The sequence below is a fragment of the Curtobacterium sp. NPDC087080 genome, assembly GCF_044745105.1.
Classification (GTDB): Bacteria; Actinomycetota; Actinomycetes; order Actinomycetales; family Microbacteriaceae; genus Curtobacterium.
The window spans coordinates 343436-355727 of the sequence record NZ_JBIUZP010000003.1 but is presented as its reverse complement, the minus strand read 5'-3'; the positions used below and the strand labels follow the sequence as shown (position 1 = coordinate 355727).

Sequence of the window (12292 nt, the reverse complement as noted above, 5' to 3'; positions counted from 1 at the left end):
GCACGGTAGCGTCGGCGGCATGACGTTCGACTCCCTCGCCTTCCCGGTCATCGACGGACACAACGACCTGCCCTGGGAACGTCGCGAGTCGCACGACTCCGGGGTCGAGGGCATCGACACCGAGCAGGGGACGCTGCACACCGACCTGCCGAAGTTGCGCGCCGGAGGAGTGGTCGGGCAGTTCTGGTCGGTGTTCGTGCCGTCGGACGACCCCGACCCGGTGCGGACCACGCTGCAGCAGATCGACACCGCGCACCGCATCGTCGCGCGGTACCCCGACGACCTGACGTTCGTCCGCTCCGCCGCCGGACTGCGCGCCGCCGTCGACGCCGGACGGATCGCGTCGCTGCTCGGCGCCGAGGGCGGTCACTCGATCGGCGACGACCTCGCCGTCCTCCGGTCCTTCGCCCGGCTCGGTGTGCGGTACATGACGCTGACGCACAACGACGACACGACCTGGGCCGACTCGGCCACCGGCGCGCGGGTGCACGGCGGCCTGACCGAGCGCGGACGCGAGGTCGTCGCCGAGATGGAGCGGATCGGCATGCTCGTCGACCTGTCGCACACCGCTCCGGCGACGATGCGCGACACCCTCGACGTCGCGACGCAGCCGGTCGTCTTCAGCCACTCGTCCACCGTCGCCGTCGACGACCACCCCCGGAACGTGCCCGACGACGTGCTCGCCCGGACGGCCGACAACGGGGGCGTCGTGATGATCACGTTCGTGCCGAAGTTCGTCTCTCGCGCGTGGGCCGACTGGGAGGAAGGGGGTTCCGAGGGGGAGCCGCCGCCCGTCACGGTGGCGGACGTCGCCGACCACGTCGACCACGCCCGCGAGGTCGCGGGCGTGGCCCACCTCGGCCTCGGCGGGGACTACGACGGCACCCCGGTGCTGCCGCCGGACCTGCGGGACGTGTCGCGGTACCCCGTGCTCGCCGAGGAGCTGCGTCGCCGCGGCTGGGGCGACGAGGACCTGCGGGCGCTCGCCGGGGGCAACGTGCTCCGGGTGCTCGAGGCGACGGACGAGCGGTTCGCGCGGAGCGCCCTGCGCTGAGCCGCGCAGACCCGGTGGGGAGCGTCGCGGCCGGGAGGCACGGTGTGCGCCCGCCACGTCAACGGGCGTCATCGACAGGGGAACGCCGGGCGCCGTCGCTAGGATCGCGAGCGGACCGCAGCGCCGCCACCGACGGCGCGAGAACTCGACCCGGAGGACGACAACGGATGACCGGCACCATCTACGACAACATCTCGCAGGCGTTCGGCAACACCCCGCTCGTCCGACTCAACCGCCTGCCGAAGGCCGACGGTGCCGAGGTCCTCGCCAAGCTCGAGTTCTACAACCCCGGGTCGAGCGTCAAGGACCGCCTGGGCGTCGCGATCATCGACGCGGCCGAGGAGTCCGGCGAGCTGCGCCCCGGCGGCACGATCGTCGAGGGCTCGTCCGGCAACACCGGCATCGCCCTCGCACTGGTCGGTGCCGCCCGCGGGTACCGCGTGGTGATCACGATGCCCGAGACGATGAGCGTCGAGCGGCGTGCCCTGATCCGTGCCTTCGGCGCCGAGATCGTCCTGACCCCGGGATCCGAGGGCATGAAGGGTGCCGTGGCGCGCGCGGGCCAGATCGTCGAGGAGACCCCCGGCGCGATCCTGGCCCACCAGTTCGAGACGCCCGCGAACGCCGCGATCCACCGGAAGACCACGGCCGAGGAGATCCTCCGCGACACCGAGGGGCACGTCGACGTCTTCGTCGCCGGAGTCGGCACCGGCGGGACGATCACGGGCGTCGGGCAGGTGCTCAAGGAGCGTGTGCCGGGCGTGCAGATCGTCGCCGTCGAGCCGAAGGACTCTCCGCTGCTCACCGAGGGCAAGGCCGGCCCGCACAAGATCCAGGGCATCGGCGCCAACTTCGTGCCCGAGGTCCTCGACCGCGACGTCATCGACGAGGTCTTCGACGTCGAGCTCGACGACGCACTCCGGGTCGCCCGCGCGCTCGGCACCGAGGAGGGCATCCTGGCCGGCATCTCGTCCGGCGCGATCATCCACGCCGCCGTCGAGATCGCCGCCCGTCCGGAGAACGCCGGCAAGCGCGTCGTCGCGATCGTGTGCGACACCGGCGAGCGCTACCTGTCCACGCCGCTGTTCGAGGGGCTCACTGCGTGACGCGTGCCGCCCGACGCGGCGTGCTGTGGCGGGTCCGCGAGGACCTCGCCGCGGCACGCCGCGGTGACCCCGCTGCCCGGGGCGACCTGGAGAACGCGGTCGTCTACTCGGGGCTGCACGCGATCTGGACGCACCGGCTCACCCACCGGCTGTGGCTCGCCCGGGGCCTGCCCGGCTCGCGGTTCGCCGCCCGGGTGCTCGCGCAGGTCGCTCGATCGGCCACGGGCATCGAGATCCACCCCGGCGCGCGCATCGGTCGACGCTTCTTCATCGACCACGGCATGGGCGTCGTGATCGGCGAGACCGCGGTGATCGGCGACGACGTGCTGGTCTTCCACGGTGTCACGCTCGGCGGGCGCGGTGGGGAGCACGGCCCGGGTCAACGGCGGCACCCGACCGTGGGCGATCGCGTGGTGCTCGGCGCGGGATCGTCGCTGATCGGCGCGATCACGGTCGGCGCGGACTCGGTCGTCGGTGCGAACACGGTCGTGACGAAGGACGTCCCCGCCGGCTCCGTCGTGACGGGTGTGGCCGGGACCGCTCGACCGAGGTCGGGGCACGAGGGCGTCCCGACGCTCTGACGGCGGTCGGTCGCGACCGGTCGCGCGCTGCCGCTGTCGACTACCCGCCCGCGGCCGACAGCGTGTCGGAGCGGTGCGGCATGCTGGTGGGGTGGACGGCGCAGCACTGCACGAGGTGACCTTCCGGACGGCGCTGGCCCTGCCCGCGGTCGAGGAGACGCAGCCCTTCGGCGAGCAGTCCGTCGTGCACAAGGTGGTCGGGCGGATGTTCGTCCTGGCCACGACGCTGCGCGGTGTGCCGATCGTCAACCTCAAGTGCGCACCGCCGCACGCAGCGGCGCTCGTCCGGGACCACGCGGAGATCACCCCGGGATGGCACATGGACAAGCGTCACTGGATCACGCTGGCTCCCGGCGACGGCCTCGACGAGACGATGGTCGAGGACCTCGTCGCGAACTCGTACGACCTCGTGGTCGCCGGCCTGCCGCGGTCCCGCCGTCCGCTCGACCCCGACGTCGGGCGTCGCGCCGGCGGGTCAGACGCGGCCGCGCGCGAGCACCTTCGAGACGTCCCGGACGACCTTCGGGGCGAGCCGGTCACCGGAGTCGAGCACCGCGCGGGCCCGCTCGGCTGACAGTCCGGCCGAGATCTCGCCGATCGTGACACCGTGCGCCGGTCGGTGCGTCACGACCACCCGGTCGCCCGCCGCCACCGGTCCGCTCCGCAGGACCCGCAGGTACGCTCCCGGGCGGTTCTCCGCGGCGAACCGCTTCACCCACCCGGGGATCCCCATCCGGCGCGCGAAGGTGCCGCACGGCACCCGCGGGATCGTGACCTCGAGCTCGAGCGTCTCGCCGATGCGCCACCGCTCGCCCGTCACGGCACCGGTCACGTCGACCCCGTCCGTGCGGAGGTTCTCTCCGAACAGCCCCGGCGGGACGTCGCGACCGAGCAGGTCCGAGAAGTACGCGGCGTCCTCGTCGGCGTAGGCGTACACCGCCTGGTCCTCGCCCCCGTGGTGCTTCCGGTCCGCCTGCACGTCGGCGTGGAGTCCGAGCGGGCGGACGCGGACCGGGCCGTCCACGGGTCGCTTGTCGATCGCCGTGATGCCGATCGTGCCCGAGTCGCGCAGCAGTTGGTCGACGCGGCAGACAGCGGTGACGTGGCTCATGCCCCCATCCTGACGCAGACGGCGACCCGGACGCCGCGATGCGCACGGGGGCGTGACGATCCGGCTCCGGGATCCGTCACACCGGTGGAACCAGAGGAGACCGACCATGACCGACGCCACCTTCGCCACCGCCGCTGCCCTGCGACGCCCCGGCACGCTCCCGACCCGCTGCCGGGCGACGCGCTCCCCGGTCGCGCACGGTCTCGCACAGGTGCGCGTGCGGACGCTCGGTGCCCGTCCCGTCGGTCCGCTGCAGGTGGTCGCCACGGGCACGGCCGTCACCCGCCCAGACTTCCCCCACCGCTGACCGGTAGAAGGGTCACGTGCCGTACCAGCCCCTCGCCGACCTCGACGACGCCGTCCTCGCGGGCCGCTCGTCCGACGGTGACGTCCGGGCGTTCGAGGTGCTCATCCGGCGGTACACGCCGCTGCTCCGCGCCTACGCCCGGCGCACGCTCGGGTCGACCGACGAGCTCGACGACGTCGTGCAGGAGACCTTCATCACCGCGTGGGGGCGACTCGACGCGCTCGAGGACGGCGCCAAGGTCAAGTCGTGGCTCATGCGGATCCTCAGCCGCAAGTGCATCGACCGCATCCGTGCCCGGCGCGAGCACCTCGACGTCACCGAGCTCGAGGTCGCCGCGCCCCGGGACGACGCCCCGGAGCGGGTCGCCGAGGCCCGCTCCCGCGAGGAGGCCGTCGAGACCGCCCTCGCGGAGCTGCCCGAGGCGCAGCGGCGCTGCTGGGTGATGAAGGAGGTGCTCGAGTACCGCTACGAGGACATCGCCGAGGAACTCGACCTGCCCGTTTCGACGGTGCGGGGACTGCTCTCGCGTGCGAGGAAGAACATGATCCGTCTCATGGAGGCATGGCGATGACCGGACCCGACGACGTGCGGCCCGACGACGTACAGCTCGACACGCTCGAGCCCGAGGACCTCGACGGCCACACCATCGACGAACTCGCCGACTACCTGGACGCCGGGATGCAGCCCGCCGATCCGAGCATCGACGACTCGGCCGCGTGCCAGAACGCCCTCGCCGCCCTGGTCCGGCTCCGGCAGTCGTCCCTCGGGTCGCTCGACGCCGCCGCCGAGCAGGAGGCCCCGGCCGACGAGTCCTGGATCGGCGGTGTCCTGGCGAACATATCGCTCGAGGCGCGCGCCGGTCGTGACGTCCCGCTCCGCCCGTCGGTCCCGACCGAGCGTCCCGTGATGACCGAGGGGGCGATCCGCTCGCTGGTCCGGACGGCCGGCGACGTCGTGCCCGGCGTCGTCGTCGCGCGGTGCTCGCTGCAGGGCGACGTGACGCTGCTCGACGCACCCGTCCGGGTCCTGGTCGAGCTGGCGGTCCGGACCGGCACCCCGATCCACCCCGCAGCCGAGCACGTGCGCCAGGCCGTGGCCGGGACCCTGGCCGAGCAGACCGACCTGCGGATCGAGGCGGTCGACGTCCGTGTCCGGGACCTCCTGCCCCCGCTCGCCCCGGGCGACGGAGACGCGGCGCTCGGCACCACCGACGAGGAGGCCTCCGCATGAGCCTGGACGACGAGACGGCCGCGGCGATCGAGGCCGCGGTGCTGGCGGCACCCGGCGTGGCCGACCTGTACCGCGCCCGGCCGACGCTCGGCAGCGCGGTCGAGTCCGCCCGACGCATCGCCTCCCGTGCGCCCGTCTCCCGGGTCGTGCTCGACGACGACGTCCTGCGCGTCGTCGTCGGCACGGACGGCTCGGTCCCCGCGCGTGCCGCGGCACGTGCGGCGCACGACGCAGCACTGCGCGTCGCGGGCGAGCGCGGGCTCGCGCTCGTGCGCGTGGACGTCCGCATCGCGCGCGTCGGCTGATCGGGCACAGACCGTCTGCAGGACGTCGACGGGGCGACGAGGACGGACCACGTGACGGACGGGAGGCACGGCACCCGCTGGCACCGTGCCTCCCGTCCGTCCGGTGGTGACGTCCGTCACCCGCTCGCGGCTCAGTAGAAGTTGGTCGCCTGCGAGTGGGCCCACGCCGCGCAGGGCGTGCCGTAGGCCGCACTGATGTACTGCAGCCCCCACGTGATCTGCGTGGTGGCGTTGGTCCGCCAGTCCGCCGCGACGGTACCCATCTTCGAGCCGGGGAGCGCCTGCGGGATGCCCGTCGCGCCGCCGTTCGGGTTGACGGCCTGGTAGTTCCACCCGGACTCCTTGGTCCAGAGGTTGTCGAGGCACTGGAACTGCGCGGAACCCCAGCCGTACTGCGACGACGCCATCGAGGACGCGGTGGCCTTGGCGCCGCCGACGGTGTTCGCAGCGGCCTGGCGCTCGGCCTGCGCCGCGGCCTCCGCCGCTGCGCGCTCGGCTGCCGCCGCCGCTTCGGCCTCGGCCTGCGCCTGCGCTGCCGCCGCTGCCGCCGCGTCGGCGTCCGCCTTGTCCTGCGACGCGCTCGCGTCCGCGACCTGTGTCGCGGCGTCGACGGTCGAGGCGATGCGGGTGGTGATCGCCGAGCCGGACATGCCGCGGTAGTCCGAGAGCGCGGCGACCTGGCGCTCGAGGGCGCGGGTGTCGGTCTTGTCGTTCGCGTCGGCGAGCACGGTGCGGGCGGTCGCGATGGTCGCCGCGGCCTGGGCGCGGTCGAGGTCCGACCCGTGCAGCGCGGGGGTGCTCGTGGCGCTCGCGGATGGGATGCCGATGGCCTCGCCGAGGGCCGGCTGCGTGCCGACGGTGGCGAGACCGCCGACGAGGGCGACGGCTGCCGCTCCGCCGACGACGAGGCCGGACCGGCTGCGGAGTGCACGGCGGACACGGCGGCTGGGGGTGTCGAGTGCCTGGCGGCGGGTCGTGGGGACCGGGGTCGGGGTGGTCGTGCTGGGTGCTTCGGGGGTGGTTCGCGTCATCGGTTCCGGTGGTCGGCCGGCTGGAGGGCGACTCCCGGGCACGCCGGAGCGGACACGCGAGGGTGGGGGAGCGTGCACGGCCGTCGTGGGGGAGCCGCGAGCCGGGGGAGGACCGGACGGTGGTGTGGGGCCCGTCCGTCCGCCGCCGGGCGGCCGGGTGGCCGCCTGCTCGGGCGAAGCCGTCACGATGACGTGTCAGCCTGGACACCGCGTCCAGGGGCACTGGCAGAACCGTCCGTCCACCCCCGTGTAACGGTTGGATAACGACCCTGGTGCGACCGTGTCAGCGCTCGGAGGTGGGAGCTTCCTGGGTGCGTTCGCCCTGCCCGATGCGCTCGAGGGCCGCAAGGGCTGCGGCGATCGAGTCGACGTCCTCGGCCGGGAGCGCCGCGATGAGCTCGGCGACGATGCCCGTGCGGTCCGCGCGGGCCCGTTCGACGGCGGCGATGCCGGCCGGCGTGGCCGACACCATGAAGGCTCGACCGTCGCGGGGGTCCGCCTCGCGCTCGATGAACCCGCGCTGTTCGAGCTCGGTCAGGATGCGCGTCATGGTCGGCTTCGTGACCACCTCGATCCGCGACAGGTCGCCCGGGCGCAGGGGTCCCTCGGTCTGGATGGTGGCGAGCGCGGAGACGAGACCGTAGCCCAGCGAGGCCGAGTCGGTGCGGGCGCGGCGGTTGATGCGCCCGACCGCCGCGGCGAGGCGCGCGGCGATCTCGGTGCGGTCCGGCTGGCGGTGGCTCATGCGGGCTCCAGGGTCGTCGGGTCGAGGCGGTTCGACCGTGGTCGGAGCGATGCTACCGGTGCGCGCACGGCTGTGACCGAGCGCCCCGCGGGAGCCCGGTGCCGGGTGCGGAACGCCCGCCCCGGCATCCGGGACGGGCGTTCCTGTACGGACTGACAGGGCCGTTCAGCCCTGGCGGTGCTGCTTCTCGCCCGGGAGCAGGTGGATCGCCTCGGTGGCGAGCTCGGCCGCCACGTTGTCGCCGCTCTCGGTCGCGTCGCGCAGCCGCCGGAAGTCGGCGGTCAGCTGGTCCCAGTCGATGAGCTCGTCGAGGTTCGGCAGACGCAGACGGAAGGCCAGCCCGTCCGTGGTGTCGCGGCACACCCGCTGCAGGTTCTCGTTGCCGCAGGCGTCGACGTAGAGCCCGAAGACGGAGAGGGCGTCGCGGTTGACGGCCGGGACGTCGTGGGCGTCGAGCTCGGCGATCGTCCGGTCGAGCTGCGCCAGGATCTTCTTCCGTGTCGACGCCGTGAGCCGGGGGACGGCCAGGCGGACGACCCCGCCGAACAGCACGCCGAGGGTCTGCATCGCCTCGACGACCTCCTCGGCCTTCGGCGTGGTGACCCGGGTGTACCGGTTCGGCGCCATCTCGATCAGGCCGGCGCGGGCGAGCTGGCTGAGGGCCTCACGGATCGGGGTGCGGGAGACACCCAGCCACGCGATGAGCTCGTCGTCGTTCAGACGCTCGCCGGGCACGAGCGTGCCGTCCATGATCGCGGCGTGGATCTTGTGGCGGACGGTGTCGCGGAGCAGCTGGTGCTCGGTGGGTGCGCTGCTGGGGACCGGCATGCGGGTGTCCTCGTTCTCGGTGGACGGTGTGGGGCGCCGGACCGGTCGGTGTCGGCGCGTGATCACCGTACCTGATATGTGAGCGGTCGTCCGTCACGCGTCGTCGGGTCCTGACCCGACGTGCTCACGGCTCGTCGAGGAGCCGCACGGTCAGGGGGTCCTCGGTCCCGTCGAACCACCGGTCGAGCACGGCGCGGAACGGGGCCGGGTCCGCCGCGGCCCTGGCGAACAACGTCATCGACGAGCGGGCCTTCATCGCGTCGATCCCGCCGAACAGGTCGTCCGCGCTCCGTGCGGGTGCGGCGGCCGCGGCCCGGGAGGCCTCGAGCAGCCGGGGCCCGAGCACGGGGTGCGCCAGGAACGCCCGGGCCTCGGCGAGCCCCTCGACCGCGTACCGCTGCGCCGTCGCACTGCGCCCGAGCCCGGCGAGCTGCGGGAACACGAACCACATCCAGTGCGACCGCTTCCGGCCGGACGCGAGCTCTGCGAGTGCCTGCTCGTGCACACCCTCCTGCGCGCGCACGAAGCGGCCGAGGTCGTACGGGTCGTGGTCGGACTGGTCCCCGCTCACCGCACGACCTCGCCCCACGCGTAGCGCACCGTCGTGGCGTCGACGACGAGCAGCGAGTCGGGTTCCCGGTCGAACAGCCCGGGCAGGCCCACCGCGTCCGGGAGATCCCCCTCGAGGCGCTCGAGCCGGGCGGCGCGCACGGTCAGCGGCGCGTGCTGGCGCTGCCAGAACAGCGTCTGCGCCAGGTGCCGCGCATGGATCCCCGCCCGTGTGGTCAGCGCGGCGGCGAGCGGTGTCTCCACGACCTCGCCCGCGGTGACCCGGACCAGCGCGTCGTGTCGCGGGCGGGGTCGTGGCGGACGCTGGTCGCGCCCCCGGAGGAGGTCGCGCGCCCACCCCACCGGGTGCGCCGCACGAGCCGGGTGCCGGACGGACCGGTGGTCGAGGGTGTCCCCGCGACGGGTCGCCCGGACGTGGGAGAACGTGTACGGCACGCCGAGCAGCGTGTTCGCGGCGACGATCGCGGGCACGTGGCCGGTGTCCACCGTCCGGTAGACGATGCCGTGGCGCCCCGCCGTGTCGACGGTCGGGATCTCGATCGTGACCTCGGTCATCGAGCCGAGCCGGCGCGAGGGCGGGAAGGGCGGGACCGCCGTCTCGCGGAACACGTAGGCGGTCAGGCCGACCCAGGCGCTGCCGTCGACCACGTCGGGGCGGGTGCCGCGCGGGACGAGTCGGGCCAGCGACGCCGGGTCCCGCCGCCAGTGCGCGACGACGATGTCCTCCCAGGCGTGCACGGCGACCGGGCGGTGCACGAGCGGGGCGGCCGCCCGCTGCGGGACCGGGTCGGTCACCGTCGCGGCGCGTGTCGGCCCACGCGCAGGGCCCAGGCGACGAGCGGGGCCTGCAGCGGCAACCGCAGGACGCCGACCAGTCGTGCGACGCGACCGGCGCGCGGGCTGTCGAGCAGGTCGGCGGCCATCTTCACGTTCGCGGGGAAGACCGCCGTGAACAGCGCCGCCGCCGCCCACCCGGACGCCCGACGGGTGGCCGGCACGGCGAGCCCGACGGCGATGCCGAGCTCGGCCACGCCGGACACGACCGTGGTCAGGCGCGGCGGGAGTCCCTCCGGCACGATCCGGTCGTAGCCGCGCGGCCGCAGGAAGTGGGTGACACCGGCTCCGCCGAGGAGCACGGCGAGCAGGGTGGCCGTCCGGGTCGCGCGTCGGGCGCGCTCGCGTCGTCGCATGGCACCATCGTGCACGTCAGCGGCCGTGCGGGTACCGGGTGTCGCTCAGGTCAGCGCGGTCGCGACGAGGTCGAGCACCGCCGAGGCGACGTCGGCCTTGCTGCCCGAGGTCTCCCGCACGACCTCGCCGCCGGGCACGAGCACCTCGATCGCGTTCTCCTCGCGCTCGAAGCCGGCGTCCCACCCGACGTGGTTCACGACGAGCAGGTCGGCCGGCTTCCGGGCGATCTTGGCGCGACCGAGGGCGATCCGGGCCTCGCGGTCGGGTTCGGTCTCCGCCGCGAACCCGACGACGATCTGCCCGGTCCGGCGCGCCCGCACGAGGTCGGCGAGCACGTCCGGGTTGCGGACGAGCTCGAGCGTCATGGTGTCGCCCTGGTCGTCCTTCTTCAGCTTGTCGGGACGGACCTCGGCCGGTCGGTAGTCGGCGACCGCGGCGGTCATCACCACCACGTCCGCGTCGACGGCTGCGGCGTGCACGGCGTCGGCGAGTTCCCGGGCCGATCCGACCGGCACCACCGTGGCCGCGAGCCCCGCGGTGAGCCCGGCGCCCACGTTCGCGGCGACGAGCGTGACCGCCGCGCCGCGTCGGACGGCGTCGGCGGCGATCGCGACGCCCTGGCGTCCGCTGGACCGGTTGCCGACGAAGCGCACCGGGTCGAACGGCTCGCGCGTCCCGCCGGCGCTCACGACGACACGCACCCCGGCGAGGTCGCCCTGGTCGCCCCGCGCGCCCGTCGCGACGGCACCGGCACCACCACCTGCCGCGACACCGGCCGGGAGGCCCGCCCCGCCGTGGTCCCGTCGGCCCGCCTCCGACGGACGGTCGAGCACCGCCAGCGCCGCGGCCGTGATGTCCTCGGGCTCCGCCATCCGACCGATCCCGGCGTCGTCGCCGGTCAGCGCACCGACCACCGGGCCGACGAAGTGCACCCCGCGGTCCCGGAGCGTCCGGACGTTCGCCCGCGTCGCCGGGTGCTCCCACATCTGCGGGTGCATCGCGGGGGCGACCACCACGGGTGCCTCGGTCGCGAGCAGGGTCGTCCCGAGCAGGTCCCCGGCCAGGCCGTGCGCCATGCGCGCCAGGGAGTCGGCGGTCGCCGGCGCCACGACCACCAGGTCCGCCCGACGGCCGAGCGCCACGTGACGCACCTCGGCGACGTCGTCCCAGACGCTCGTCGTGACGGGGTTCCGGCTCAGGGCCTCGAGCGTCGGCAGCCCGACGAAGCGGAGCGCGCCCTCGGTCGGGACGACGTGCACGTCGTGGCCGCGCTTGACGAGGTCGCGGACGACCCCCACGGCCTTGTACGCGGCGATGCCCCCGGTGATCCCGACGACGACGGACAGACGGCGACCTGCTGCAGCATCCACCCCGGTCACGCTACCCGGAGCGCCGTGCGAGGATCGAGCCCATGTGCACCGTCGTCGTCCGCGTCGACCCCGCCGCCGAGTGGCCCGTCACCGTGCTGGCGCTCCGTGACGAGTCGCCCGAGCGCCCCTGGGACCCGCCCGCCGCCTGGTGGCCCGACCTCGACCCGACCGTCCGCGGCGTCCGTGACCGCTCCGCCGGCGGTGCCTGGCTCGCCGCCTCGGACGCGGCGGGACTCGCGGTCGTGCTGAACCGCGCCGAGCCCGTGCCGAGCGAGGACGGGACGTGGACCACCCGCGGGGTGCTGCCGCTCGACGCCCTGACCGGTGCGGCGCCGGGACCCGACGGCCCGCTCCCGACCACCCGCGCGTTCAACCTGGTGCGGGCCACGGCCGAGGGCGTCGCCGTCGACGCGTGGGACGGTACGGCGGTCCGGACGACCGAGCTCGGGCCGGGTGTGCACATGGTCACCCACGGCGCGCCGGACGACCCCGCCGCGCCGCGGATCGGTCGGTGGCTCGAGGCCTTCCGCGCCGCTCCGGCACCGGTGGGTCCGCCCGTCCTCGGCCCCGTCGACGAACTCCGGACGGCCGACCACGGCGAGGACGCCGGCGACGGGTGGAGCGGGTGGTTCGGCGTGCTCGCGGAGTCCGCCGCGCTGCCGGCCGACCACCCGGACGCGATCCTCCGCGACGCGGTCGAACCGGACGGGCACGTCGCGACGCTGTCGGTCGTCGCCGCCGCGGTCGCACCCGGTCGGACGGTGCTGCAGCACGCGCGGCTCGCCCACCCCGGGCGCCTCGACGGGACGGTCGAGCTGCACCGGGCCTGAGGGACGGCGCTGCCACTGCGGCTCACCCACCCC

17 protein-coding genes are annotated in these 12292 nt (G+C 74.6%); 9 read left to right on the top strand and 8 right to left on the bottom strand.

Features of this window, described 5'->3' with window-relative positions; genetic code table 11:
• Positions 1–19 precede the first annotated feature (19 nt).
• The 4 genes from ACIPEQ_RS09985 (at position 20) to ACIPEQ_RS09970 (ending at position 3315) form a co-directional block, all read left to right on the top strand.
• Positions 20–1054, top strand: coding sequence for a dipeptidase (locus ACIPEQ_RS09985; protein WP_402715009.1), 1035 nt, complete (start codon positions 20–22; stop codon positions 1052–1054).
• A gap of 167 nt (positions 1055–1221) precedes the next feature.
• Positions 1222–2160, top strand: coding sequence for a cysteine synthase A (cysK, locus tag ACIPEQ_RS09980; protein WP_126891344.1), 939 nt, complete (start codon positions 1222–1224; stop codon positions 2158–2160).
• Positions 2157–2741: a serine O-acetyltransferase EpsC gene (gene epsC, locus ACIPEQ_RS09975; protein ID WP_402715008.1), complete on the top strand. Its 585-nt coding sequence runs from the start codon at positions 2157–2159 to the stop codon at positions 2739–2741. The genes cysK and epsC overlap by 4 nt, the downstream gene beginning before the upstream one ends.
• Before the next feature lie 91 nt (positions 2742–2832).
• Positions 2833–3315, top strand: coding sequence for an MmcQ/YjbR family DNA-binding protein (locus ACIPEQ_RS09970; protein WP_402715007.1), 483 nt, complete (start codon positions 2833–2835; stop codon positions 3313–3315).
• Here the strand turns inward: ACIPEQ_RS09970 and ACIPEQ_RS09965 are convergent.
• Positions 3217–3852 carry an MOSC domain-containing protein gene (locus ACIPEQ_RS09965; RefSeq protein WP_402715006.1) on the bottom strand — a complete coding sequence of 212 codons (636 nt, stop codon included), beginning with the start codon at positions 3850–3852 and terminating at the stop codon, positions 3217–3219. The two genes, ACIPEQ_RS09970 and ACIPEQ_RS09965, sit on opposite strands and share 99 nt — an antisense overlap.
• A 106-nt stretch (positions 3853–3958) precedes the next feature.
• Between ACIPEQ_RS09965 and ACIPEQ_RS09960 the strand changes: the two genes are divergently transcribed.
• From ACIPEQ_RS09960 to ACIPEQ_RS09945, 4 genes are read left to right on the top strand one after another with little or no spacing between them, the layout of a single operon-like run.
• Complete coding sequence (locus ACIPEQ_RS09960) at positions 3959–4159, top strand: hypothetical protein (RefSeq protein WP_402715005.1); 201 nt, start codon at positions 3959–3961, stop codon at positions 4157–4159.
• A gap of 16 nt (positions 4160–4175) precedes the next feature.
• Complete coding sequence (locus tag ACIPEQ_RS09955) at positions 4176–4730, top strand: RNA polymerase sigma factor (RefSeq protein ID WP_402715004.1); 555 nt, start codon at positions 4176–4178, stop codon at positions 4728–4730.
• Complete coding sequence (locus tag ACIPEQ_RS09950; protein WP_402715003.1) at positions 4727–5389, top strand: hypothetical protein; 663 nt, start codon at positions 4727–4729, stop codon at positions 5387–5389. Before ACIPEQ_RS09955 ends, ACIPEQ_RS09950 begins: the two co-directional genes overlap by 4 nt.
• Positions 5386–5694, top strand: coding sequence for a hypothetical protein (locus tag ACIPEQ_RS09945; RefSeq protein ID WP_402715002.1), 309 nt, complete (start codon positions 5386–5388; stop codon positions 5692–5694). The genes ACIPEQ_RS09950 and ACIPEQ_RS09945 overlap by 4 nt, the downstream gene beginning before the upstream one ends.
• Before the next feature lie 131 nt (positions 5695–5825).
• On the opposite strand, the gene ACIPEQ_RS09940 is transcribed toward ACIPEQ_RS09945, so the two are convergent.
• From ACIPEQ_RS09940 to ACIPEQ_RS09910, 7 genes are all read right to left on the bottom strand, one after another.
• Positions 5826–6725: a phospholipase gene (locus ACIPEQ_RS09940; RefSeq protein WP_402715001.1), complete on the bottom strand. Its 900-nt coding sequence runs from the start codon at positions 6723–6725 to the stop codon at positions 5826–5828.
• A gap of 283 nt (positions 6726–7008) precedes the next feature.
• A complete protein-coding gene (locus tag ACIPEQ_RS09935) occupies positions 7009–7470 on the bottom strand; it encodes a MarR family transcriptional regulator (protein ID WP_209824220.1) in 462 nt (153 codons plus the stop codon).
• Positions 7471–7635: 165 nt separating this feature from the next.
• Entirely contained in the window at positions 7636–8298 is a 663-nt protein-coding gene (locus ACIPEQ_RS09930; RefSeq protein WP_402715000.1) for a GntR family transcriptional regulator, read from the bottom strand.
• A gap of 124 nt (positions 8299–8422) precedes the next feature.
• Entirely contained in the window at positions 8423–8869 is a 447-nt protein-coding gene (locus ACIPEQ_RS09925; RefSeq protein ID WP_402714999.1) for a DUF1810 domain-containing protein, read from the bottom strand.
• Complete coding sequence (locus tag ACIPEQ_RS09920; protein WP_402714998.1) at positions 8866–9663, bottom strand: DUF2071 domain-containing protein; 798 nt, start codon at positions 9661–9663, stop codon at positions 8866–8868. The genes ACIPEQ_RS09925 and ACIPEQ_RS09920 overlap by 4 nt, the downstream gene beginning before the upstream one ends.
• On the bottom strand, positions 9660–10058 hold the full coding sequence (locus ACIPEQ_RS09915; RefSeq protein ID WP_402714997.1) for a hypothetical protein: 399 nt from the start codon (positions 10056–10058) through the stop codon (positions 9660–9662). The genes ACIPEQ_RS09920 and ACIPEQ_RS09915 overlap by 4 nt, the downstream gene beginning before the upstream one ends.
• Before the next feature lie 45 nt (positions 10059–10103).
• On the bottom strand, positions 10104–11405 hold the full coding sequence (locus ACIPEQ_RS09910; protein ID WP_402715254.1) for a bifunctional phosphopantothenoylcysteine decarboxylase/phosphopantothenate synthase: 1302 nt from the start codon (positions 11403–11405) through the stop codon (positions 10104–10106).
• A gap of 65 nt (positions 11406–11470) precedes the next feature.
• On the opposite strand from ACIPEQ_RS09910, the gene ACIPEQ_RS09905 reads away from it, so the two are divergent.
• Entirely contained in the window at positions 11471–12259 is a 789-nt protein-coding gene (locus tag ACIPEQ_RS09905; protein ID WP_402714996.1) for an NRDE family protein, read from the top strand.
• Positions 12260–12292 lie beyond the last annotated feature (33 nt).

Coding starts and splice junctions, on each gene's coding strand:
- ACIPEQ_RS09940 (WP_402715001.1), bottom strand. CDS start 6,725: ATGACGCGAACCACCCCCGAAGCACCCAGCACGACCACCCCGACCCCG.
- ACIPEQ_RS09935 (WP_209824220.1), bottom strand. CDS start 7,470: ATGAGCCACCGCCAGCCGGACCGCACCGAGATCGCCGCGCGCCTCGCC.
- ACIPEQ_RS09945 (WP_402715002.1), top strand. CDS start 5,386: ATGAGCCTGGACGACGAGACGGCCGCGGCGATCGAGGCCGCGGTGCTG.
- ACIPEQ_RS09985 (WP_402715009.1), top strand. CDS start 20: ATGACGTTCGACTCCCTCGCCTTCCCGGTCATCGACGGACACAACGAC.
- ACIPEQ_RS09965 (WP_402715006.1), bottom strand. CDS start 3,852: ATGAGCCACGTCACCGCTGTCTGCCGCGTCGACCAACTGCTGCGCGAC.
- ACIPEQ_RS09950 (WP_402715003.1), top strand. CDS start 4,727: ATGACCGGACCCGACGACGTGCGGCCCGACGACGTACAGCTCGACACG.
- ACIPEQ_RS09930 (WP_402715000.1), bottom strand. CDS start 8,298: ATGCCGGTCCCCAGCAGCGCACCCACCGAGCACCAGCTGCTCCGCGAC.
- ACIPEQ_RS09960 (WP_402715005.1), top strand. CDS start 3,959: ATGACCGACGCCACCTTCGCCACCGCCGCTGCCCTGCGACGCCCCGGC.
- ACIPEQ_RS09905 (WP_402714996.1), top strand. CDS start 11,471: ATGTGCACCGTCGTCGTCCGCGTCGACCCCGCCGCCGAGTGGCCCGTC.
- ACIPEQ_RS09915 (WP_402714997.1), bottom strand. CDS start 10,058: ATGCGACGACGCGAGCGCGCCCGACGCGCGACCCGGACGGCCACCCTG.
- cysK (WP_126891344.1), top strand. CDS start 1,222: ATGACCGGCACCATCTACGACAACATCTCGCAGGCGTTCGGCAACACC.